This is a genomic window from Ruthenibacterium lactatiformans (assembly GCF_000949455.1).
Taxonomy (GTDB): Bacteria; Bacillota; Clostridia; order Oscillospirales; family Ruminococcaceae; genus Ruthenibacterium; species Ruthenibacterium lactatiformans.
Map to the genome: position 1 here is coordinate 35,455 of NZ_JXXK01000008.1, position 24,818 is coordinate 60,272.

Annotated in this window: 24 protein-coding genes; 22 read left to right on the forward strand and 2 right to left on the reverse strand. The window is 41.2% G+C overall.

From position 1 onward, the window contains the following. The first annotated feature begins 3 nt into the window (after positions 1 to 3). The 16 genes from TQ39_RS07440 to TQ39_RS07515 all read left to right on the forward strand — a co-directional run bounded on the left by TQ39_RS07440 (position 4) and on the right by TQ39_RS07515 (position 13,310). Complete coding sequence (locus TQ39_RS07440; RefSeq protein ID WP_156146226.1) at positions 4 to 1,587, forward strand: hypothetical protein; 1,584 nt, start codon at positions 4 to 6, stop codon at positions 1,585 to 1,587. Positions 1,588 to 1,613: 26 nt separating this feature from the next. Further along, on the forward strand, positions 1,614 to 2,132 hold the full coding sequence (locus TQ39_RS07445) for a hypothetical protein (RefSeq protein ID WP_009323304.1): 519 nt from the start codon (positions 1,614 to 1,616) through the stop codon (positions 2,130 to 2,132). Between the two features lie 86 nt (positions 2,133 to 2,218). Next, complete coding sequence (locus TQ39_RS07450; RefSeq protein WP_050005085.1) at positions 2,219 to 3,226, forward strand: hypothetical protein; 1,008 nt, start codon at positions 2,219 to 2,221, stop codon at positions 3,224 to 3,226. A gap of 61 nt (positions 3,227 to 3,287) precedes the next feature. Beyond that, positions 3,288 to 3,848 (forward strand): hypothetical protein, encoded by a 561-nt coding sequence (locus tag TQ39_RS07455; RefSeq protein WP_050005086.1) that lies wholly within the window; start codon positions 3,288 to 3,290, stop codon positions 3,846 to 3,848. 11 nt (positions 3,849 to 3,859) lie between these two features. Further along, positions 3,860 to 4,294 (forward strand): hypothetical protein, encoded by a 435-nt coding sequence (locus tag TQ39_RS07460; protein WP_009323307.1) that lies wholly within the window; start codon positions 3,860 to 3,862, stop codon positions 4,292 to 4,294. A gap of 18 nt (positions 4,295 to 4,312) precedes the next feature. Beyond that, complete coding sequence (locus tag TQ39_RS07465) at positions 4,313 to 5,296, forward strand: hypothetical protein (protein ID WP_050005087.1); 984 nt, start codon at positions 4,313 to 4,315, stop codon at positions 5,294 to 5,296. 8 nt (positions 5,297 to 5,304) lie between these two features. Then, positions 5,305 to 5,808 carry a hypothetical protein gene (locus TQ39_RS07470; RefSeq protein WP_009323309.1) on the forward strand — a complete coding sequence of 168 codons (504 nt, stop codon included), beginning with the start codon at positions 5,305 to 5,307 and terminating at the stop codon, positions 5,806 to 5,808. Continuing rightward, a complete protein-coding gene (locus TQ39_RS07475) occupies positions 5,801 to 6,613 on the forward strand; it encodes a hypothetical protein (protein ID WP_009323310.1) in 813 nt (270 codons plus the stop codon). Before TQ39_RS07470 ends, TQ39_RS07475 begins: the two co-directional genes overlap by 8 nt. 37 nt (positions 6,614 to 6,650) lie before the next feature. Further along, entirely contained in the window at positions 6,651 to 7,454 is an 804-nt protein-coding gene (locus TQ39_RS07480) for a hypothetical protein (RefSeq protein WP_050005089.1), read from the forward strand. A 364-nt stretch (positions 7,455 to 7,818) separates the two neighbouring features. Further along, positions 7,819 to 8,241 carry a DUF1064 domain-containing protein gene (locus tag TQ39_RS20175; RefSeq protein WP_242853465.1) on the forward strand — a complete coding sequence of 141 codons (423 nt, stop codon included), beginning with the start codon at positions 7,819 to 7,821 and terminating at the stop codon, positions 8,239 to 8,241. Then, positions 8,241 to 8,912, forward strand: coding sequence for a hypothetical protein (locus tag TQ39_RS07490; protein ID WP_082052162.1), 672 nt, complete (start codon positions 8,241 to 8,243; stop codon positions 8,910 to 8,912). The genes TQ39_RS20175 and TQ39_RS07490 overlap by 1 nt, the downstream gene beginning before the upstream one ends. 23 nt (positions 8,913 to 8,935) lie before the next feature. Then, positions 8,936 to 9,421 (forward strand): hypothetical protein, encoded by a 486-nt coding sequence (locus tag TQ39_RS07495; protein WP_040909929.1) that lies wholly within the window; start codon positions 8,936 to 8,938, stop codon positions 9,419 to 9,421. Positions 9,422 to 9,513: 92 nt separating this feature from the next. Further along, positions 9,514 to 10,011, forward strand: coding sequence for an SH3 domain-containing protein (locus TQ39_RS07500; RefSeq protein ID WP_040909930.1), 498 nt, complete (start codon positions 9,514 to 9,516; stop codon positions 10,009 to 10,011). Between the two features lie 44 nt (positions 10,012 to 10,055). Further along, positions 10,056 to 11,402, forward strand: a complete 1,347-nt coding sequence (locus TQ39_RS07505) for a phage tail tape measure protein (RefSeq protein WP_009323315.1) — start codon at positions 10,056 to 10,058, stop codon at positions 11,400 to 11,402. A gap of 127 nt (positions 11,403 to 11,529) precedes the next feature. After that, entirely contained in the window at positions 11,530 to 12,462 is a 933-nt protein-coding gene (locus tag TQ39_RS20755) for a PDDEXK family nuclease (RefSeq protein WP_156146230.1), read from the forward strand. A 212-nt stretch (positions 12,463 to 12,674) separates the two neighbouring features. After that, positions 12,675 to 13,310, forward strand: a complete 636-nt coding sequence (locus TQ39_RS07515; RefSeq protein WP_050005093.1) for a phage tail tape measure protein — start codon at positions 12,675 to 12,677, stop codon at positions 13,308 to 13,310. 451 nt (positions 13,311 to 13,761) lie between these two features. Here TQ39_RS07515 and TQ39_RS07520 read toward each other — a convergent pair whose 3' ends face one another. Both TQ39_RS07520 and TQ39_RS20760 read right to left on the reverse strand, forming a co-directional pair. Further along, entirely contained in the window at positions 13,762 to 14,559 is a 798-nt protein-coding gene (locus tag TQ39_RS07520) for an NYN domain-containing protein (RefSeq protein WP_050005094.1), read from the reverse strand. 205 nt (positions 14,560 to 14,764) lie between these two features. Beyond that, positions 14,765 to 14,935 (reverse strand): hypothetical protein, encoded by a 171-nt coding sequence (locus TQ39_RS20760; protein ID WP_156146231.1) that lies wholly within the window; start codon positions 14,933 to 14,935, stop codon positions 14,765 to 14,767. 142 nt (positions 14,936 to 15,077) lie between these two features. On the opposite strand from TQ39_RS20760, the gene TQ39_RS07525 reads away from it, so the two are divergent. The 6 genes from TQ39_RS07525 to TQ39_RS21430 all read left to right on the forward strand — a co-directional run bounded on the left by TQ39_RS07525 (position 15,078) and on the right by TQ39_RS21430 (position 24,806). Further along, positions 15,078 to 18,377, forward strand: a complete 3,300-nt coding sequence (locus tag TQ39_RS07525; protein ID WP_050005095.1) for a hypothetical protein — start codon at positions 15,078 to 15,080, stop codon at positions 18,375 to 18,377. Between the two features lie 213 nt (positions 18,378 to 18,590). After that, on the forward strand, positions 18,591 to 18,812 hold the full coding sequence (locus TQ39_RS20765) for a hypothetical protein (RefSeq protein WP_156146233.1): 222 nt from the start codon (positions 18,591 to 18,593) through the stop codon (positions 18,810 to 18,812). Positions 18,813 to 19,267: 455 nt separating this feature from the next. Beyond that, positions 19,268 to 19,909, forward strand: coding sequence for a hypothetical protein (locus TQ39_RS07530; RefSeq protein WP_050005096.1), 642 nt, complete (start codon positions 19,268 to 19,270; stop codon positions 19,907 to 19,909). Between the two features lie 108 nt (positions 19,910 to 20,017). Beyond that, positions 20,018 to 21,418 (forward strand): hypothetical protein, encoded by a 1,401-nt coding sequence (locus TQ39_RS21425; RefSeq protein WP_050005097.1) that lies wholly within the window; start codon positions 20,018 to 20,020, stop codon positions 21,416 to 21,418. Positions 21,419 to 21,433: 15 nt separating this feature from the next. Further along, the gene (locus TQ39_RS21210; RefSeq protein ID WP_082052163.1) at positions 21,434 to 22,729 is read left to right on the forward strand and encodes a hypothetical protein; all 1,296 of its coding nucleotides are present in this window, start codon (positions 21,434 to 21,436) and stop codon (positions 22,727 to 22,729) included. 16 nt (positions 22,730 to 22,745) lie between these two features. Further along, positions 22,746 to 24,806, forward strand: a complete 2,061-nt coding sequence (locus TQ39_RS21430; protein ID WP_207641398.1) for a lysophospholipid acyltransferase family protein — start codon at positions 22,746 to 22,748, stop codon at positions 24,804 to 24,806. Positions 24,807 to 24,818: the final 12 nt, after the last annotated feature.

Below are 24,818 nucleotides of genomic sequence, written 5' to 3' on the forward strand. Positions count from 1 at the left end.
GTAGTGGAAAGAAATTTTAGTATCCCCGTAACGTTCGCTATTATGGATGAAGTACAAGGTAAGGATACCAGATTCTTGAAAATCGTTATTGATGTACTTCACACTGGAAAAAACTTCAACGGGTCTATATTTGATGAAGATGTTGTGAACGATGCAATCCCGTCAATTAAAAACACACCAATTTTGGGATATATCTTAGTTGACGATGATGGCGACACCGACGATTTCGCCGCGCACGAATATAAAATCGTCAAGCAATCTGAGGGTTACAAGTATATGTATGATGGCTCCGCCTATGGAGTGATTCCTGAATCGTGTAACCCCAGATGGATCAATAAAGTTTGCGACGATGGAAAGCTTCGTAAATTTTTACAGGTTGACGCATTGCTTTGGACCAAATTTGAGCGCGCTGTTGAAATTTTCCAGCGTGACATTGTTAAAGGACAAAGCATGGAGCTTTCCAATGATTTTGAAGGAATCGAAAATCCCGACGGTTCATTCACATTTACAAAATTCAAGTTTGATGGATGCTGTATCTTGTCAACGTCAGATCCAAAAATTCAGCCTGCAATGATCAACAGCACGGCAATCGCCTGTTTCTCTGCGGATACTATTGCTTCTGAAATAAAAGAAAAGCTTGACGAATACGCTTCTATTATAAATGGTCGTAATGAAAACGGCCTGTTAAAATCCAAAGAAGAAGGAGGTATTTTTGATTTGAACAAAGAACAATTGGATATTCTGAGCAAATATAGCATCAAACCTGAAGCTTTGGATTTTAGTGTTGATGACACAATGGGCTTGGAAGAGTTTGAGGAAAAGGTTGCCGCGTTCGCTTCTGCCAATGAATCGAATGACGATGGCAATAGCGTTCTCTGTGAAGACGCTACCACCGATTTTGCGTTGAATGGCGCGTTTGAGACAGAGCTTAAAGAAGCTCTATATGAAGAAATGATGGAAGATGAAGATTGGGGTAAATATCCTAAATATTCTTTCTATGATTTCGATCCTGAATTGTCTGAAGTTTACGCATATGATTACGCAGATTGGAAGATTTATGGCTTTACGTATTCCGTAAACGGTGACAAAGTAACTGTCGATTTCGCAAGTAAAAAGCGTAAAAAGCTTGTAATTGCCGACTTTGACGAAGGAGATAAGGACTTGTCAATTGAGTCGTTGTTTACTGCAATTAAGAACAAGGCTGTAGAGAACGCTAACGCTACATTCATGGCCGAAAAAGAGCAGTTTGCATCTCAAATTAACGAACTCAATGGCAAATACTCCAAACTTGAAGGCGACTATAATACGCTTGTTTCTGAAAACAATGCTAAAATTGCTGCTGAGGAAACCGCCGCTAAAGATTCTATCTTTGAAATGTTCGAGAAGGAGCTTAGCAACGATGCAGAGTTCACGGCATTGAAAGAAAACGCAAATGAATTTTCCGCTACTGAGATTGAGAATAAATGCTTTATGCTGGTTGGGAAAAAGAAAGCTAATTTCTCCCGCAAAACGGAAAAATTTTCGAAAGTTATTATTCCCGAAAGCGTTCCCGTCATCCCCAACCCATATGGGGATCTTTTTGATTAATTAAGATTTGAGAGGAAGTAAATATTATGGCGAAACATTGTGTGGTACGTTTGGACAATATGTCTGGTACAACTGATGGCACTCTGCTCCGCAGTGTGCGTTTTAACAACGGCTCTGCCGATGCCGATATTGATAACGGTATGATTGTTAAGCTCGATTCGTTGCTTCCCAACGAACGTGAACTTTGGAAGGCGCTGACTCCTGAAGCCGCTACCCCCATTGAGGAGGTTGCTCTTGTGGCCACCCCCGAAGTAATGGCAGATGAGCGTCTGCGCAATTTGACTGATTTTTATAACACTGCCGGTTCCAATGCCCGTGCATACAAGTTGCATGCCGGCGACATTTTTTCTGTTACGACTGATGCCATCGATGGCACTGCCACTGTTGGGCACTTTGTCGAGCTGCAGGCCAATACGAAACTGAAGGATGTTGAGAGTGCAACGGGTGGCTCCACGATTGTCGGTAAGGTAATTCAGCTGGAAACTGTCGGTTCGCTTAATTACGCCGTCATTGAAGTGCGTCCCGGCAAAGGTGCCGCAGGCTAATAGCACTTTAAAGTCTGTTTAAACGAATAGTAATTACCAATCCCGCCAAATTACGGCGGGATTTTTGCGAAGGAGATGTAACAACAATGGCAGATATGAAAGCTATTGCTACACTTGCCTATGATTTGTATTACGGCAAGGTCGCCAAGGATTTTACGAATGGCAAGGATCCGGAGAAGCAGCTGCGCGAAGCGCTGATTGAGGCCAACGGTGGCAGCAGCAAAATCACCGCTCGATCTTTGCGAGATCACGGCCGAGAACTTTTCGCCATGATTGAGGTGGCTGTCGAGCCCATTCTTCGAGAGGGATTCGAAGGCGACGAATTTTTCAACGATTTTGTTGAGTATGTAAACACCGCTGAGGGCGATCAGAATCTGTTCACGGCAGAAGACAATACTACTTTTATCGTTTCTGACATGTCTAAGGGGATTCAGACTCCGCGCCGTCAGCGCATTGGCGAGAAGACGGAAGTGACCGTTCCGACATCCGTGAAAGGCATTCGCATTTATGAGGAAGCCACTCGTCTGCTGGCTGGTCGCAGTGACTGGAATACCTTTGTCCAGAAACTGATGAAGGCGGTGAAAGACAACCGCTATGAAATGATTTATACCGCGTTCAGTGGCCTGAGCGCTTCTACACCTGGCCTTGACACTACCTATGTGGTGTCCGGTACTTATGAGGAAGAGAAGCTTCTTGAGCTGGTGGCACACGTTGAGGCAGCCACGGGTATGACCGCACGTATTATTGGCACCAAACCTGCCTTGCGTAAGGTAACGAGTGCTGTAATGTCTGATGCGGCAAAAGACAGCTATTATAACGTTGGCCACTTCGGTCGTGTGGCCGGCGTTGATATGGTCGCTGTCGTAAATCACCATAAGGTTGGCTCTACTGAGTTTATCATTCCCGATAATAAGCTCTATGTTGTGGCAGCAAACGATAAGTTCATTAAGTTTGTTACAACTGGCGAGAGCTACATCGGAACCAAGGATATGACCGAGAACGCAGACATGTCTCAGGAATACGTATATCTTGAGGATACGGGTTGTGCAGTCATGATGGGTGCAAAGATGGGTATTTACACCATTTCTGGCTGATAAGACGTGTATGGGGACGGCGCTGTGCTGTCCCCTATTTTTTTACAAAGGAGAGTTAATATTGCCACCGAGAACTAAGACTGAAAACAAACAGAAAAATCCAGAAGTCGATGTTATTAAAGCCACTGCATCCACTCCAACAAAAATCACGGCTGTTAAGCCTAAGATTAAAAAAATGTCTCCAGATGAGCTTGTTGAGGTAAAAAGTAATTTTTACGGCACGCTCTTTTATAAATCGAAGGTCACTGGCTTTGAATGTGAGTGGAGTAATTGTGGGGATGTAAATCTTCTCACTATTGCTGAACTCCAGAATATGCGTAATGGGCAGCGTGATTTCTTCTCTGAGAACTGGGTAATGCTTGTTGGCGACAACGCAGAACAGGCTCTCGATTGGCTCCAAATCCGCAAATATTATAGCGATATCGTTGAGCTCGATGATCTGGATGAGGTGTTTACGTGGTCGCCTGAAAAGATTGAGACTGTCGTAACTAAAATTGCACGCGGGGCAAAAGACAGCATTGCAATGCGCGCTTATGATCTTATTGAATCTGGAAGTCTTGATAGCATCAAAACGATCAAGGCAATTGAGGCTGCTACCGGCTATGTTTTGATGGAGAAATAAGGAGGGCTCGTATGACTCCTTATAAAGCTTTTATTGATACATTCCTAGACAAGATATCGGATTACAAGCTTCTAAACTACGAAGATTATTTAGTTGATGAACTTGCCGTTGGGTATATGAAACGTGTATGCACGAAATTTGACAAAATATGCCAAGCTGATTTGAGCCAACAAGATGATAACGAATACGCCTTTTTGTCCGACGAAATAGATGATGAAATCATAGATATTGTGACTGACGGGATGGTTGTTGAATGGCTGCGCCAATACGTAAATAATTCTGACAACCTTGAAAACATTCTGAATACAAAAGACTTTACGATGTACAGTTCTAAAAATCTTTTGGCCGAGATTAAATCACTATATCAAGATGAGCAGAAAGCATTTACGAATTCGATGCGAGAATATTCTTACAATCACGGGGATCTTTCAAACTTACATCTGTAGTGAGGTGACGTGAGCAAAATGATTGATTACCGTATGCGGCTTGAAGCTATGGGTAAAACGAAGCGCGATAGGATTATTCATAACGCCAAACGAATGACACAAAAATTCGCAATTCACAATCCTGCCTATAAAAGTGTGACGATTGATGGTACTGACGATAATTTGATAATCATATCGACTCAAACTGTGTCTACGAAAACAATTGAAGCTCTTCCCTCTCGTGATTTTAAAATAGGCTCAATTGTATTTTGGAATGGTTCACACTGGCTTATCACCAAACGTGATGCAGAAAGTGACATCACTGTGCGTGGCGAGATTGAACAGTGCAATCGGCAGATCCGTTGGCAAAATCCAAGCACTAAAGAAATCCATGAGCGATGGTGTGTAGTTGATAAGCCATATTTTAGCAATCTTGAATCGAATGCAACAAGTACAGAATCAAAGCGCGAGTTTAAAATACAGCTTCCATATGATAATGAGAGTGCGTTGCTCGATGTCGATAAACGTTTTATGCTTGAAATTATAGGAAAGACGCCCCGTACATATCGATTAACGTCCGTTGACAGTATGACGGAGCGATACGACTACAATGGAGAAGCTAGTGGTTTTCTTGTAATTAATGTAGAACAAGACGCTTATAATCCCCAAACCGACAACTCTGAACTTATGATTTGCGATTATGTCACTGATAATTCTACTTCGGCTCCGGCAGAGAGGGAAATTTTTTATACGGGAACAAAAGAGATCAAGGCCGGCGGACCACACAAAAAATTTGTTGCTACATTGAATGAAGTTAAAGATCCAACCGTAACATGGTCGATTGATATGGATGACAATCTGAAACAGTACAAAGAGTTGATTTCAGTTAACACGTCCGGCGGTGAACTGCTTATAAAAACTCCCAACAACACTTCATTGTACTATGGTGTCATTCGAATTACGGCAACATTTACTGATGGATTCATCGCAAAACTTGATACCAGCATTGTTCCTTTAGTGTAGGTGATATTATGGCATACGGCAAAGAAATAGTAACCTACAAAAATCAGATTGCCTCTACAATTTTAAATGACAATGAAATCGTGTCGATGATTACAGAAATAATTCCGCCAGAGAAACCCGTAGAGGATTTGCTATATACATATATTTTCCCGTTTGATTATATTCCTGATGCTATCCAAGAAGTCGGTTGTTATATCTGCTATGAAATAGAGGTCCCAAAGGTTTCAACAGTAAACTATTTTTTCAAAGATGTTATTATAACGTTCAGAATTATATGCCATCAAGCTGCAATGAAAACTTCATACGGAGCAACCAGAATTGATTATTTAGCTCACTTGATTGAGCTGCTGTTCAACGGTAATACGGAATATGGTTTTAACAATCTAGAACTTGTCTCAAGCGTACCTGGGCATATTTCTCAGATGCATCGGTGCAGGACTGTCCGATTCGCCACGAAGGACAGTAACCGATTGCCCGATACTTGCAGCGAAGAGGATGAATTTGATGGTTGAGATTGATAGGCTTTATTTGGAAAGCGGATTGCCATATAAACTTAATTCGACAGTATCAGTACGCCACCCACTACTACGAGACATATTGGGATTAGGAAGAAACGGAGAGTCGATTTATTGGGAATATGTCGGTAGAATCCTAGCTGATCCATATCAAAATATGGTTTGGTTAGATGATAATGGCATCGACTACGAAGATGTGGACTGCTTCGATGTGTTTTGCTTGCAATGGAAATATTTAAGCAATATATACTCTCAAAACAAAACAGCATTTGATCAAAGTGGGTTCAATCCGCTTATTCCAATTGCAGCTGCACTTGACTTTTTCTTGGGCGAGAATCATGCATATCGGCTAAGCTCATCAGGTAGCAATGACACATACATTGAAGATCCTTTTGTCAATAACTTTTCAATAAATAGAGAAGAATATCTTGCTTTTTCGACATTTGTGCAAAAAATAAACGGCATTTCTTTCGAGGGCAGAATAAAACCAAGAGATAAAACGGCAAAACGCATTCTGATAGAAGATATGCGCGATGAGATTAATCGCAAAAAAAACAAGCCGCAAACTGCAGGAACAGATGAGAGCTCTTCTTTTTTAGGAAATATGGTCGCATCCGTATTGCACGGCGGGAACGGAGCAATAAACACATTCAACTTTACCGGCGCTCCAATCTTTTCAATTGTATCGGCATATAAAGTACTTCACAAAAAAGAAAATATTGATCATATATTAACTGGAGTTTATTCCGGCACTGTGAAAAGTGATGCATTAAAAAACACCAATATGGATTGGGCAACCTAATGCCCTCTCTTCTATTTAATAAGAAAGGAACACAGCTATGAGATATGCATTTAAAAAGGCACGTGCGCTTCGAATCAACAATCTTGAGACCGATGAGCTTGAGGTTAGACTGGTTGACCTGAAAACAGTAACTTGGACGAACGGGCAGGAAACAGTATATGCCGAAGGTACCGATGGTGCTAAACTTGCGGCTTTTGATAATAACAAAATTTCTACGCTTAAGGCGACCAACGGTACTGTCGATACTGGCTACCTGGCGATGGCGGTAGGCGCTGACGAGGAAGTAATTCAGAACGGCTCTGAGATTTCTCTGTGTGAAATTTATAAAGTAACCAATGCTACAAAAATTACACTAAACCATAAAGCCACTGGTGCCGTGGGCGCAGAAATCAAATTTATTTATGCAGTTGATAAGCAGAAAAACAAGATTGACACCTACGATCAGGCTGCTGAAGCGTCAGAAACAGCTTTTGCCTACGCCCCTGACACGAAAGAAATTACTCTCCCCACCGGAAAATTTAAGATTGGTGATCGTGTGATGGTCGAGTATCATCCCAAGTTCAGTGAGTACCGCAAAATTGTAAATGACTCCAATAAATTTTCAAAAAGCGGACGTATCGTTCTGGACGCATGGTTCCATGATATTTGCGAGGATGTAGACGTCCCGCTTCAGGTTGTTATGGAGCGTGGTAAAGTCTCTGGCAATTTTGAACTTGCATTTGGTGATCAGGCAGCTGTTATGAACGTTGAAATCGAAGGCATGACTGGCACATGCAGCGATGAGACTCAAGCACTTTGGACGCTCTATGACTATGATATGTCTAAAATTATTGATACCTAATTGATTGGTCGTGATATCAATGGACAGAAAACCTAATCACGTGTGCAAATATTCTAAATGCCATCAGAAGTATTATGCGTGCAATCGATCTCTTGACGGATCAACCCATTGGAAATCAATGTGCTGTTGTCCAGAACACTACCAAAAATATATGCAAGAGGTCTTTGATGCGCGCAATCCAGTTTCTGTTAGCGAAAAGAATAAAAAGCAACGCGGACCCGCACATGATCGCGTCAACACAGATGCGGTACCTGCAAATAATGAATAAGGAAAATAGGGGCGATTTCCTGCCCCTATTTTTTTACAACAAACAATTTCAGTTTCACGAGGTGCTATTACGTCAAACAATAGATCGAAATTTAATGTGTCAGCAGATATTTCTAAACGCACATACAATGGCATCGTATTTGATTCCGTACTTGAAATGAAGTTCTTTAGAGATGTGGTTTTGCCCGGAATGGGAAGCGGCCAAATTGTAAGCTATGAACTACAAAAATCATATGAGTTGCAACCAAAATTCACCTATCAAGGAAAAACAATACGTCCTATTACTTACGTTGCAGATTTTGTTCTTGAGTTGCCAGACGGGCATAAATACGTGATTGACACGAAAGGGATGCCGGATTCAACGGCAAAATTAAAAGCTAAACTATTTCATTATAAGTTCCCCAATATAGATTACTATTGGGTTTCTTACAGCAAAATTGATGGTGGCTGGGTGACTTATGAAAAACTCAAGGCCGCAAGAGCAAATCGAAAAAAATTAAAATCCGGAGGAAAATGTTAGTGAGCAAGCAAACTGTTAATACTGTAAGCAAATTTATTGATAGCTGTGATAATAATTCAATTTATGAAATTAATATAGAAGGAACTGATGTAAAAATCAAGCGCAATCTTTCTCTTGAAGAACGCGCTAAGTTTGTAACACTAGCCGCTACATCATGCTTTGATGATGATGGGATGTATCTTCCCGAGCTGGAATTATTCTTCTGGCGTTATGCCATTATAAAGTTTTTTACCAACTTGGAACTTCCTGCGGAGCAACATGATTTGGAAATATTTTTACTCAATTCAGACGCATACTGTGAGATTGAAGATCATATTGAGTGTGCCACTAGAGGAAACTTGGATTTTGCGGTTAGTGAAAAAATCAACTATTTGAAAAGTTATTATTTGTCACAGCTCGCCCCAAATCCATTGCAAGAAATCGCTCATAAAACAAACAACTTTTTGGATTCCTTGCTTGAACTTAACTCGGATGAAAAAATCGCTAACCTCAAACTGATGCTGGAAAAGATGGATACTCTTAACAATAAACGTATCGCAGATACAGTCGCGGTGGAACAACATAGAAATGCTTCTTTATCCACTGTAAAAAACACGCCTAAATCAAATAAAAAGGCAGATGCAGATAATAGACAAATTACTTTTGAAGAAATCCTTGCTTCAAAAAAGTAACTGCTAGTACAAAGTGATGTATTATGGCTTATAAGAAATATTGTGACACATTATATGGTGAGGGCAATGGATTGGACAACGAGCTTCGCAAGCGAGTTGAACTAGCTATGCGTAATGAAGTTTTTAAGGAAGCCAAATCGGCGATATCCAACCATATTTCATCTGAAGTCTATGATGTTTATGATCCGGTTCTTTATGAGCGACGATATATTCTTGAAAAAGCCCCCATAAACAAAGATTTATATGATGACGGCGATATAACGCTGAACGTTTTTTCGAGTGCTGAGCCGGCTCCATCTGTGCGCAATGTACCATATAATGGCCCAAAAGGAACCTTTGCACAGTGGATAAACGATGGATCTGTTAACAACATTTTCAATGACACACACTATGTGTGGGAAGACGAACGACCTTTTTATAAAAGAGCTGTTGAAGAGCTTGAGGCAACTGAAAGTTATAAACAAGCTCTGGCTGACGGTTTGCTCAGACGGGGTGTCAATATCACGTAACAGCTAGCCGTAAGAAAGCGCTTTGCTTTCTGTGGAGCTGTTGGCCCTGTAATGTGTATTATTCAAAACATAAGCCAGTCACGGAATGCACCATGGCTGGCTTTCACTTTTATGCGGGTGCCACCTGCACTATTTTGAGGGGTGAGGCTCAATGCTGGAAAACAAAAGTTTTTTTCGTGGAGGACAATATGGAAAATTGCCCTCAACATGAAGCACTTGAATTCAGAGTTAAGCAAGCAGAAAAGAAAATTGAACTAATTGATCATCAGCTCACCAACTTAGACAAAAATGAAGCGGTTTTTAATCAACGCATCGCAGATGCTTTGGAAAATTTGTCTGCTTTGCCAAACGCCATTGATCGTTTAAACAAATCGACTACAGAAATGAAATTTAGCATGGAAAAAATGCAAAACGAACTTACCAAAAACACTCAAAAAGTAGATCGGCTTGAAAACAAATTGGAAGCAATAGAAGAAAAAGGTAAGTTTGATATTTGGGGATGGATAAAGTCGAACTGGCTTTTAATTGGAACGTCGCTACTGGTGATCGTTGCAGTAATTGGTGAACTAATCAAGAACATTATTAGGTAAACAGGGTCCGCTCCCCTGTTTTTTGTATTGATAGAGGTGATAGTGTGGCAGACGAACTGGGTATAAAGCTTAAAGCAAGTCTTGGCGATTATAGAGAACTAATTAAGGGGATCTCAAATCTCGAAAAGGAAATAAAACCTATAAAAATCAAATTGGATTTGGGAAATGCCAGAGAACTTGTTGACATATTAAAAAAAGCAACCAATCTAATGCAAGGAACCGGTTCCAGTTCCGCACATGCTTCTGTTGTCCAAACTATCAACTCAAACGACATTTCCCAGTCAATAAATCTACTAACGAGATATTCTGTTCTGTTGGAGAAGATCAAATCGGCAAAATATGATGGCACTGGATTTGATTTTGGAAAATTAAATTTATCTGAACTGGAAAAATACGCCTCTTTACTGAAATCCGCACTCTCAAACGGCGAAATTTCTAGAGATGAATTAAATAAATTCAAAATTGACCTTATATCTGCCGAGGGTGTAATCAGACAATTTGACGTAGAACTGGCCAACATGCGTGGCGACGAGAAATTTGCAAAAGATATTCAAAATGCAACAGTGCAGCTTCAGAACTTGCAGAATCAGATGCTTTCTTATTTGAAGAACACGCCCAATCTGTCGGCTTCTACGCGCAATGCTATTCAAAGCAGATATGATAACATCACACAAATAATAAACAGCGGGACAGCAACTGATAAAAACGTTTTGGACGCACGTGACTTTTTCAGTGCAATACAGCGTGATGCGAAAATAGCTGGTGAAGAGGTTGAATCCTTCGGTGGTAAAATTCGCAGACTGTTTAGAGAGCATTTCAATACAGCAGTCGCGATGGCGGGCGTACATCTTCTTCAAACTGCTATGCGTGAATTATGGCAGAATGTCCAAGATGTAGATGCTGCGATGACCGAATTGAAAAAGGTCACTGATCTTTCTGACTCTAGCGCTTTGGAGTTCATGGATAAAGCTGCCGTCAAAGCAAAAGAGCTTGGCGCAAGCATGAGCGGATATATCAATTCTGTTGCAGACTGGAGCCGCCTCGGATATAAACTTGACGATGCGGAAATGCTTGCCGATGCGAGTCAGCTTTATTTGAATGTAGGCGATGATGTGGATGACATAAATGAATCCACATCTACACTTATTAGTACGGTTCGCGCCTTTAAGCTGGAAGCAAGCGATGCGGCGGGCGTGGTTGACAAACTGAATGAAGTTTCTAACAATTACGCCACAAGTGCAGGAGATATTGGTGCGGCGCTTGCACGTTCCAGTGCGGCGTTGTTTGCAGGTGGAAACAGTCTTGAAGAAAGTATCGCGCTGATTACAGCGGCACAAAGTACCATTCAAGACGCCGAAAAAGTGGGTGGACATATGCGCCCCACTGCTTAGTAATAAGCAGATGAAAAAATAGCTATATCGGTTAAACCCCAGGGATGGGCAAGACCGAGGTAAGACTTTATGAACGGGTTATTTGTGGCGGCAGTTAGGAGTTGTCGTCGCAGAAAGGGTATACTAAATGCCAGCGAAAGGGCAAAGAAATGGATATACAATAAATTGTGAGTGGTGTGGAAAAGAGATTTATAAAACCAAAACTCAATATAACAGAAACAAACATCATTTTTGTTCAAACAGTTGCCAAATGAAATGGAACCATTCACAAGTATATGAAATGCGCCCCTGTGAACTTTGTGGGATAAAATTTGAAGTAAGAAAGACTTCCACACAAAAATTATGTTCTGTAGGATGTCAGAAGAAATGGCAAAAGACGAGAACGGGATTTTTGAATCCTAAATTTGAGGGTGGAGCCAAGCTGTGCGCGTGGTGCGGAAAGAAGTACATTGTAGGAAAATATAAGATGAATAATGAAAGCAACCGCTTTTGCTGTATAGGATGTAAAAGAGCGTGGTTTGCTAATGTATGGAGTCAACAGGATAGTTGGAAAGAAGAATCAAGAAAAAGAGCGGCCACATTGTTAAAGAACAATAAAGTTATAACGAATACATCCATTCAAATAATGGTAAATCAAATACTTGACAGTATGAAAATTTCATATGAAAATGAAAAAGCATTTGATTTCTATTCCGTTGACAATTATTTACTCGAAAGCAACTTGATTATAGAAGTAATGGGCGATTATTGGCACTGTTCCCCATTAAAGTTTTTTAAAGTTGAATCTCCTATACACAGAAGAAGTGTTAGAAGAGATAAAGCCAAACGTACTTTTATACTCAATAAATATGGCATAAAAATATTAAACCTGTGGGAATACGACATTCTAAATCGCACAGAAGTTTGTCGATATTTAATTGAAAAGTACATAACTGCGCATGGCAAGATAGAAAACTATAATTCTTTCAATTACACTTTATATGAATGTAATAACCTTATATTAAACAGGGATATTATGTATCCTTATTTTGAAGAAAATAGGCTACAGTTAGTTTCCTAACGACTGAACTGGAGCTCGTTCATAAAGAAACCGTAGAGACTGTAATATTTTTCGCGGTAACGCGAAAGGTTTCGCTATTCCCCCTAAAGTTGGGGTGAAGATACAGTCCGATCTCACGATATAATCCTGATTTTTGAAACGTGAGAGCATGGCCGAAAGACCATGCCGCCGCTTCCACAGCGGTCAGTAGCCATGGCGGCGAAAGTAACAGAATGACAGCCCTAAAAACAATTTCCATGTACCTGCGTTCCACCAAGACAGAGTTGGAAGCAGCCGGTGAATCGACAGAAGGCATGGCCGATTCAGTATCGAAGTTGCGTGAAGAACTGCTTGCTCTGACGCATGGGAAAGTTGACATTCAACTGGATGAGGACAGTTATAAATCCACATATCAAATCCTGAAGGAAATGGCCGGCGCATGGCAGGATATGACCGACATGGAGCGTGCTGCTGCCACGGAACTCATGGGTGGTAAGCGAAACAGCAACGTAATAAGTGCCCTGATTTCAGACTTCAGCATCGCAGAAAACTCTTTGCAAACGGCGCTGAACAGCACGGGGAGCGCTGCAAAAGAAAACGAGAAATACCTTGATAGCATCGCAGGTAAACTCTCGCAGTTCGAAGCACAATTCGAATCTCTTTCTACATCTGTAGTAGATAGCGGTCTTCCAAAGTTCTTTATTGAATTAGGAACCAACGTACTATCTGCAACAGAAGGGATTATTAACTTCATTGACGTATTTCCCGCGTTAATGGGGTTACTTAGTGGTGGGCTATCTCTCACTGGGCAAAAGGCCGGTAAAAGTAATATGCCCTCTTACGCCAGTTGTGATTTAATTGCGGCGTAGGATGCAACCTTTTGTTTCGTATAGGACTCAAATTGCTGGGATGGGCTAAAGATCATCTGCTACAATAGCGCAGAAATTACGCTATGAACGAGCCGAAAGGCGGAAACAAGTGATGATATTCGTATATGCTGAGATAAAAGCATACATATAAAACGTATGTGCTAAGTACGATAGATAAAATGTCCTATCAGCAGCCACATATCCAAAGGCCGCAAGTTTCCGGAGTGTGTGGCCGGAGCGGAAACTGGATTTATGGTTCAACGACTGGAAGAGTCGGGTGTCACAACGCCATGAAGTACAGTCTGAACATCCGGAGAAAAACCGGAGTGGTCATAAAAAGTTTAACAAAAAAGCACAAAACCACCCACGATAAATGTGAAGTGTGGGTGGTCTTTTTGCTATTGCATTGGCAAACATTTTTCTTTTACTTTTTCAGCATTCTTGGATGTTCTTAGCTTTTGGGGGACCACAAACCACATTCTTGCAGTTTGTCCCAGTTTGCAGATAATACCAATACAGAATTATTGAAATCAACGCGCCTACGTTTTTTGCAGATGAGATCGCTATCCAGCATTTGATTTAACGCTTGGATTATAATTGCCTCAGAAACCTCATTCCGCTGTGAAACATATCTTACAGTATTCATGAACGTTACAATGACTTCCGGATGTTTTGCTGCCCAGTCCAAACGCTCAATAATCATTGGATAATATACAGAAGGCTTAATATCCTCTGTCGGAACAGAATAATGCTCTAGTGCTGCATCACATAACTGTTTTGAGCAGCATCCCTTAACACCATATTGGATAACCTTTTTATCACATTTGTTGCGAAGGAATTTGACGACGCTTTGAAAGTGGCCATCCCCAGTGAACAAAACAAAGTATTTGACATCTGGATACTCCATTGCCTTGCGGTAAATATAATCGAGCATCACAAAATCCGACATGTCCTTTTTGTTTTTTCCCGCAAAATTGCCAGTCTCGATAATAGAATCACTTACTGTACGAATGTGCCCAGGTTCATCTTTAAGTACAGGTATGCCCGTAAAATCGGCAAAAAAGAATGCTTCTTCTACTTGAAATCGAGTGCAAATGCTATCATACCATTCCTTTATATTGGGCTTGAGCCCAAACAAATTTTTGTAGCCAAAAAACCAATGTTCGTAATCGACAAAAACTAAAGCTCTTTCTTTTTGTGGTTTTCTAAATCGATTCAGTATACGCTCTCCAATATTAGAAATATCCATATCTTCTCCCCTTTTTTTACATATTCAAGCCTATTTAGTATAGCACTGATAAAGAAGCTACTCAATGGCTTTGTATCCAGCCGGATTATTTCAGGCAAAGAGACAAGTTGATCTGTCATTTGGAAGATTCTAACCAATACGCAACCGTACACTCGGCTCATCACTCGCCATCTCTAGTGGTATTATTCGGGTCTAAACTCCTTGTTCAATTATATATTTCATCATCTTCTGGATACTCAGCTTCAATAAAGCTCTCCTCGCTTAAAAACTCGTCTTCGCTGAGGCCGCCATTTTCTTTAAAGATGTCATCAAACGTCTGCTTGTAATGGACATACCCATCTAATCCATCGCCAAAGTACCCATAGTCTTTTGACATAACACACATCCCCCTACTTGCGCTTATTCCAACTCATTTCAATCGCTCAACAAGCGCTACTATTATTGGTGCTTTTATAATACCACAAAATCAACAAAATGACCACATTATAGAGATCACACACTATCTATAGTGAACATTATTGATATTTACGCTGTTTGATTTTGATGTAGAACAGGCCAAAAATGGTATTTTAGACTTCGGAGAATCGATTAGCTTTCTTGGCAAATCTCTAAGTTCTATAAAAGATGATTTCTCTGGGAACGGTTTCTCTGGATTTGTAAATGGGCTAAAAACACTATTTGTATCTCAAAGTAAAAGGGATGCGTCACTCCATCTTGAAACAGACATAAAAGCTTTATCTGAATATGTTGATGCGGTACAAAACGGCACTAATGCTGGCAAGGCGTTTGACGACACTATGAAAAACGCCTCAACAACTGCGATAAACTATGCCAGATCAACCGATGCACCCAAAGTAAGCGTTCAAGAATTTACAGCAATGCAAAAGGCAGCAACGCTAAGCACTATCGGTTTGAAAGCAGCTACTGTTGCACTGAACATGGCTATTTCAATGGGAATTGGGGTTGCCATCAATTTTGCAATCAGCGCCCTGGATGATTACATCCATCGCCATGAACGTCTTATTGAAGCTGCAGAAAAAGAGGCCAGCGATTACAATTCGCTTAGCAGTGAATTGAAGTCTTTGGATGACCAAATGGAAAGCAACTCCGATCGGATTAAGGAATTGCAAAGTTTGGGAACATTGACGTTTGTTGAACAGGAAGAGCTTGATAATTTACAGGAAGCAAATGAAAAACTCGAAACGCAGCTTAACTTAAAAAATGCATTAGCCAATATTGAATATGGTGAAGCGCGCGACGCTGCAATTAAAGTAATTGATGATAAAAGCGAAGTTGTTCAAGAATTTGATTCTAACGGGCTTTATATTGGTAGTTACGATGCTACGCGTTCTGAAAAAATCAAAGCTAATGTCTCTGATTTGGACCATATTGATTCCGAGATTCAAAGGTATCTTTCCGAATACGTAGAAGCTTTGAAAGCCAATTTTATTGGCGACTTTGAGTTCTCAACCAAAGAAGATTATGAAGAACAAATCAAAGAGTTGCGCGAGGGCAGGCAGCTTGTTTTAGACGAAACTCTTAAGCTACAAGCAGCACTGCAGGAACAAGCGGATGTTCTTATCGGAGATGACGATGCAAGTCGTAAATACCGCGATGAAGTAAAACAGAGCGGTATCATATTGGATGATTATCTGGGGAATAGCGCGACACAGAAAACAAATGACTTCAACTCTGTCTTCGACAACAACCAATTTGCTAAAGAGAAAGAGCAACTAGAGGATCTCGCCAAACAGGGAAAGCTTACTGCGGATGTATTCGATAATACTGATGCATATGATTCGTTAGTAGAGGCACTTGAAGTTCTTGGCATCTCAATCGAAGATATCGCCAATCAGTTCAATGCTTTGGCCGAATCTGAAGCCGGAGCTCAGGAATCATTTGATCCTGAAAAATTCGAAAGTCTCAATTCAGAGTTTGGTGACCAGATTTCAAATGTTGACGCATTGTATAACGGCTATCAATCGCTTACAACGGCGATAGATGAATACAATACGTACGGTTATATGACGGCAGAAACACTGAGTTCTCTTGCCAATTCTGGAATGATTCAGTATTTGGAGGCTACGGCAACTGGTCTCTCAATTAATACTGATGCGTTGCTGCAAAATGCTGAAGCTGCCAAGGTATCAGCAATTAACGCTCTTCAAAATTCTGTTGCTCAACAATTGGTAGCGCTTGCGGCTGGTGACGTAGCCATTGCTGCTCCGGGTGCCGGTGACGCTATCGTGGCAGCTGGCGAAATGGCCGCTGCATCTGCAGCTGGATTTAAAACGGCTTCTGCGGCTGCGGCCGAAACAACAATTTTTCTTGAAGGCGTTCGAGACGCACAAGCCGGAAATGCTGTTGACCCTGACGCTTATCGTGATCGTGCAGATCAATTGATCGCCAACGCTCAGGCTGTTGCCGACTCTATCGCCAAAATAGATATTGCGTCTGCTGGATATCAAAAAGCTATGGCGGGCAATGCCAAATCTACCGGCTCGGCTAAAAGCGCAGCGGAGGAATATGTAGAGTCGCTAAAAAAAGAGAAAGAGGCTTTACAGGATGTAAAGAATGAGCTGGACGATCAAAAAGATGCCTATGATTCTGTTATCCGCGCTGTCCAGAAAGCACTAGACAAGGAAATCGAAGCTCTTGAAAAGCAAAAAGATGCTTTATCGGATCCTGATATTGAAGGTTCGTACGGCAACCGTATCAACCTCATCCAGATGGAGATTGATGCGCTCAATAATTTAAGGGACGCTAAAGAGCGCGAAATAGCCGTAGAAAAAGCCAAGGCCGAACTTGAACGGTTGAAGGACCAGAAAACGCTACGTGTATACATGGAAGGCGAAGGCTTTGTTTGGCGCACTGATGAATCTGCCATTCGTGATGCACAGGAAGCCCTTGATAAGGCCGAACTGGATAAACAAATTTCTGATCTTGAGGATGCCAAAGAAAAGCTTGAAGATATGCTTGAACAAGAGGAAGAAGCTCTTGACAAAAACATTGAAAAGCTTCAAGAATATAAAGATAAATGGGGCGAAATCGCCGATGCTTATCAAGACGAGCAAGATAGGCTTATGGCCGCTCAGGTGCTTGGGCAAAACTGGGAAGTTGAAATTCTGAATGGTCGAATTGAGACGCTCACTTCTTTTCGTGACAAATATATTTCAATCATGGCTGAAATCGCAGCAAAGGTTGAAGAAATCGAAGCCTTGGAGCGCCGTATTAAAGAGGCGCAAAACAGCATCGGCTCTTCTAGTGGAAACTCTGGCGGTGGCGGCAGTGGGGCTACAAATGCGTCTTTACCACGGTATCGCGTCGTAAACACTAGGTATGGAACAGTTTCCCGTTCCGGATTTACCACACAATCTGCGGCCCAAGAATATATTAAAACTCTGGGCGCATCACAAGGATTTTTCCGCATTGAGAAATATGCCAACGGCACTATGTTCTCCCCTACGACGCTTGCTTATGTGGATGATGGAATTGGCAGCAACGCCGGCAGTGAGCTGATCGTGCGAGCGCCTAAGCATGGAAGGCTTACATCTCTTGAATTAGGTTCAGGTGTTATCCCCGCGCAGGCAACAAAAAATCTAATCGCGATGGCAAAGTCTCCTCAAGCAATGCTGCAAGAACAGTTCAAGAATTTGTTTAACAATCAGATGTTGGCAGCTAATACAGTTGGTACAAACAAAATCTTCGAATTCAAATTTGGAGATATTATCATGCATGGCGTGAATGATACAACGTCGTTCGCTAAAATACTCACTCGCGAGTTCCCCGCTATCTTGAAGCAGGAGCTCGGGCGGTGATTAGTAAACAAATGTTTGACATCAATTTAAACGGACGTTAAGGGATATCCAGACAGTTGCCCTCCAGCCATATTTGATTCAGAAGAAGTACTTGGGAAACTTTCCAGCGCGACTCCGAATATAATAAATCAGATAGTTGCGAAAGCACAACAGGAGTATTTACGCCCTATCACACAATCAGTAGCAACATTGCCAATTGAGGAGCTTGCTTTGTTGGCAGAATCGATGATAAATATTACGTCACTTCGTCGGAAAGTTGCAATCGATAATAATATTGGTACTGTGGGTGGCCCAATTGATGTTGGTATGATAACTAAAAGTGATGGTTTTATTTGGATAAAGCGTAAGCACTATTTCGATCAATCGTATAATCTTCAGTACTTCTACTCACATTATATGCGTGAAGGGAGTGTAGGAAGTGAACATCATGAATGATAATATTGAACAGAGGTGTTATTTGCAATACCTTCTTTCCAAATATATTTCTAGACCTTGTAGTGAATCATTAGCACAAGAATTTGGAACACGATATAATGCAATAAACTGGTGTGTTGGCCCCCCTCATATAATTATACCTACTACAGAGCAGTATCAATAAACTTATGTTCTCTCAACTTTTTTCACAACTTACAAGAGTCACGCAAATGTGTGGCTCTTTTTTTGATACACATACTCCAAAATCACCTTAAATATGGTATACTCATATTGAGGTGATTTAAAAGTGGATAACAAAACAAAGCATCATGATGATACCAATAGCAATATTTCTAAAACCAGTTCAAGGTTAACTTTTACACGTACTGTAAATAAACCAGATACCTCTAAGGCGGTCAATGCCAATATTGTTAAGAGCAAAGAAAAACAAACATCATCAAAAACGGAGTAGCAAAATGCCATCGTTAGAAATCTTCCATTCAATCCCAGAAATACTGTCTTATTTTTTCCCAGGGTTTGTTTCTATTTCTATTTTCTTATTTTTAAGCTCAAACGAACTGGAATATAGCCATATAAACGTTTATAGTATTTGCATTAGCTATGCAATAAAAGTTTTAATTGATTCTATTTTATACAAGTTCAACTTAATTTACACTACTGGTTTGATCTATGTTATATATTTATGCTTTGGCGTTGTATCCGGCTATATTGTGTACTGTATATATAGGAATCCAAAGATAAAAAAAGCATTATCAAAGTTTGCAAACAAGTCACAAAACAATAACATATGGAATGATATTATTGATCATAAATTTGGCACCAGCCTTATATTGTATCCATCGTTCAATAATGACTCGTACATTGTTGGCACTTTAGTAGAATACGAAGAAAACGGAACAGAATCTTGGTTTGCACTACAGGACTATTATGTATATGAAAATGGAAATAAAAGAGCATCTTCTGATGATTATTCATATCCGGCAATAATCGCGGTGCAGCTTTCTCATATAGATCATGTAGAAATTCTGTATCCAAGTGAAAATTCAGAAGTCGTTATGACTTATAACCTTCAAACAAGCAGCAAAGCAGCCGAATAAATCGTTTAACAGTAGCCATTTGCCTGTTGCTTTTGATAAAACAATAAGATTTATGGAAAGAGTCACACTAGCATGTGACTCTTTTTTATTACAAAGGAGGCATGTCTTATGACTCCTTCTGAACATGATGAACTACAAAAGGCATTACGCGTACTCGCAGAGCGCATTGTGAAAACATGCCGCGAGGAAATTGAGAAAGCTCATTTTGATAAAACATATACAGCTAAAATTGTTGGAGTCAAATCCAACAATCAATATGTTGTCGAATATAACGGAAAACAGCTTACTGTAAAAGGACAGCCCAGCGCACGTTTTAATCTTGGAGATTACGTGCGTATTTTGTCGCCGCAAAATAACATCAAAAATACTATTATCATTCCTAAAACCGGAAGTTCTGGAGACCCGTCAGAGGGCGGCAATTCCCATACACATTCAAATCTTGATGTATTGCATCAGCTTACTCAAAAAATGATTGATAATATGGGAGATCTGAAAGCGTTGGCCTTTAAAAGCAACGTCGATTTTTCTGATCTCACTGCTGAGTTATTGGCTGAAATAAACAAAATTTCAAGTAAAGCCAATCTCACTGATATCGTTCAAACTGATTGGGCAGAGGCAAACAGCTCATCAAAGGCATTCTTAAAGAACAAGCCATCTTCCCTACCTGCAAGTGATGTATATTCGTGGGCGAAGCAACCTAACAAGCCAACTTACACAGCTAGTGAAGTTGGCGCATTACCTGCCGATACAGAGTTGCATACTCACTCTAACAAGTCTGTTCTTGATAAAATAACGCAAACACTGATTGGTGCATGGAATAGTGCCGCGTCCCATGTAAGCGATGCTGTAAAACACATCACTTCTGCCGAAAGGACATTGTGGAACTCAGTAAAAGATAAAGCAAACACATCAGATGTACTCACCAAAACGAACACGACACAATATTCCCCTACTTCAAATTATCATCCTGCTACAAAGAAGTATGTCGATGATTACGTCCAAGACCATTCGCCTGGAGATATGCTCAAAAGCATATATGATACTAATAATGATGGTATTGTAGATAAGGCGGCGCATTCCAATAACGCAGACCGAATTAGCGGCAAAGAAGTAAATGACTCTTTGGATACAGGCGTTATTTGGACGGCAGATCGTATCAAAGCCGAGTTGGAGCAAAATCTTCCGATACAGCTTCTACAATGGTCTGGTACTGTTACGTCCAACCAAGTGATTGATTTTGGCATTCCGACTTCAGAAGGATATAAAACAAATTCACTGGAAGTATTGATGCGATTGGATGACGGGAAATTAACAAAAGCGATCCACGCAATAGATTATGGATATACATATAGAGATACGTCACACATTGAAATAAGATTTTTCAATGCTGGTACATACACTGTCAATTATGGCTATTGTGCGTTAGGCACTTTAACAACAACAAGAATTGATTCATCAGAACCAGTAAACTTAAACGCCAACGATATTTGGCTTGAAGTACTGAGCTAAAGATTGGAGGCCCGTATGAGCTATTTTAAAATTAAACGAGACAGTAATACTCCAGTAGAACTTGGTGTATTAGTCGAAAACGTCGAGGGACTTGATGAAAGGCTTGCTCTAAAGGTTGATAAGGTTGAAGGTAAGGGGCTTTCTACAAACGATTATACAACAACTGAGAAAAATAACGTTGCAAGCAACACTGCAGCGCGGCACTCTCATGGAAACAAATCTGTAATTGACAAAATTACACAGGCGCTATTGGACAATTGGAATGCAGCATTTTCTCATATCTCGGATGCTGTAAAGCATATCACTGCCTCTGAGCGCACTTTATGGAACACTGTATCTTCAAAGGCCAATAAGTCCGATGTGCTTACCAAAACAAACACTACAGAATACACGCCTACATCAGATTATAACCCCTCTACAAAGAAGTATGTCGATGACGCAATTGCCGACAAGGGTGTAGGAAATATGCTTAAAAGCGTTTACGACATAAATGATAATGGTGTCGTAGACAACGCAGAAAAGGTAAACGGACTCACTGTTCTTACCGCTGTGCCAGCAAACGCTAAATTTACGGATACTATTTATACGCATCCAACATCCTCTGGCAATAAACATATTCCTTCCGGTGGCGCAAGCGGTCAGATATTAAAATGGAGTGCAGACGGAACAGCCGTATGGGGTTCGGAAAAAGTTTACACACACCCTAATAGCGGTGTTACTGCCGGCACATACAAAAGCGTGACCGTAAACGATCAGGGCCATGTTACTGCTGGTTCCAATCCTACGACACTGGCGGGTTATGGAATTACTGATGCTGCATCAAAAACTCATTCTCATACCAAAAGTCAAATTACTGACTTTCCTACCTCTTTACCGGCCAATGGCGGCAATGCAGACACTGTAGATAAAGTACATGTAAATGATTCGGGTTCCGGTAACGTCCTTTGGACAGCTTCTCGAATACAAGAAGAGCTTCAGTCAAATCTTCCTACTGGTGTTGTTCACTGGAGCGGAACTGTGACTGCTGGTAAGGAAATAGAAATTGTAATTCCACATACGGATGATTTCAAGACATGCTCTGTTGAGATTTTGGCTCAAAGAAATAGCATATGGGAAAAAGCAATTCATGGTATTGATTATAACTACGCAATTGTAGATGCAACACATATTTCTGTTATCTTTCTGCTTGCAGGAACATTCATTGCCAATTATGCGTTCTGCGCGCAAGGGCATGTACAGTTAATCGAAGTCAGCAATAGCGAACCCGCATCACTTAAGAGTGGAGATTTCTGGTACGAGGTTCTGTCGTAAGAGGGGTGGGTTGATATTGGCAAATAAATTTAAGCGGTTCAATAAAACAAACGAAGAAATCATTGTAAAAAGCGAGAATGTCGAAGGCCTCTCTTCTCTTCTGTCCAATAAAGTGTCTGTCGTAACCGGCAAACAATTATCTACAAATGATTTTACCAACACAGACAAGTCGAATGTTTCCGCTAACACATCTGCACGCCATACACATTCCAATAAAGGCATAATCGATGAAATCACTCAAGCTTTTATTAACAACTGGACTGCAGCATACACTCATATATCTGACACAGTAAAACACATCACGGCAGCGGAACGAACAAAGTGGAATGGAGCTGCTACAAGTCAACACACACATTCAAATAAAAGTGTATTAGATGGAATAACGTCCACGTTGGTATCCAATTGGAATTCTGCATATACACATATTTCTGACGCTATTAAGCATATAACGGCAACCGAACGAACAAACTGGAATAGCGCAAAAAGTAAGGCGGACGCGGCACTTCCTGCTTCCAGCTATACCGCTGCAGATATATTGAAAAAGTTACTGACAGTAGATGGTTCTGGCTCAAAACTTGATGCAGATTTGCTTGATGGCAAGGAAGCAACAAATTTCGCGTCATCAACGCATACACATACGGTATCCTCTATTGGTGCGGCTAATGCAAAACATAATCATTCTACTCTCGATATTGTGCGCGGTGGCAACGAAAATTGGGCTGGCAATATTGGTTCGACCGATAGAGGAATGATCAATACGGCACGTAGTCCTAAAAGTGCCTTTCTTCCTGCAAACTGCATCACTGTAGAATATTCGTCCGATGCCGGAAAAACGTGGGAAGATTACGGCCTGAGCGAAACGCAGAAACGCGATTTATTCTCAATGACATCCAACTATAGTGTTAAGTTGTCAAAAAGTTCACCGGTTTCCACAAACGACTGCGTACGGATCACGATTGAACCTCTGGACCGATACGCAAGTTTTGATCAGCTGTACATTTGGTTTTCGACCGGGTCACATACTTGTGCGCTCGACTTGGAACGATCCACAATTGGCGCAAAAGACACTTTTTCGTTTATTCGTAAGGATGTGCCTCTCGGTGGATGGTCAGGGCCTAATGTGATCAACTTCCCTTACGGAACATTTGGCGGCAACCACAGTCAGACTAGCAACGCCTACAAGTACCGGATGACATTCAAAACCACGAAACTCGGTAGCAGCACCACGCAATCTCCGTGGATTAGCGACATTCGATTTTATGGCGATAGCGCATGGGGAATTCCCAATGATATGGTGAAAGGCGACTATCCATTCTCCTGGGACCGGGATATGAATGTGAATTTCTCGAAGCAGCTGAAAGAACAAGGAAAGCGCGTTTATTCAGACAATAACAAACCAACACCTGCCGCCATCGGCGCGGCAACTGCTGAGCAAGGCATAAAGGCTGATGCGGCATTGCCAAAAAGCGGCGGTACAATGACTGGATTTATTACGCTTCATGCAGCACCTACAGCTAACATGCATCCGGCTACTAAAAAATACGTGGACGATAAAATGATAGCTGCTGGTAACGGTGATATGACGAAGGCCGTATATGATGCAAATGGTGATGGAGTCGTAGATAAAGCTGAGACTGTTCCATGGTCGGGCGTGACGGGAAAACCCAACACGTTCCCGCCGTCCACGCACAAACACACAAAGAGTGAAATCACGGATTTCCCAGTATCGCTTAAGAACCCCGCAGCACTGGCAATCAGCTTGAACGGTACGAGCCAAGGTACATACGATGGAAGTGTGGCCAAATCTGTAAACATTACACCCGCAGGTATTGGTGCCTTGGGCAGAACAGAGAAAGCAGCCGATTCGTCAAAACTTGCGGGACTTACGCCTGTTGTAGACAACCCCGGTCCGAGCAACCGGAATACGTGGTATTTTCCTTTTACCGGAACCAATAACAAAGATGGTACGCGGAAATATTACGCTGCGCTGTATGCTGACCATGCAACAACATCTGGACGTGCAAACAATCTTTCCATGGGGCTAAACGGTTCTGATTTATGGGTGTACTACAGTTGAGGGGGCGAATGA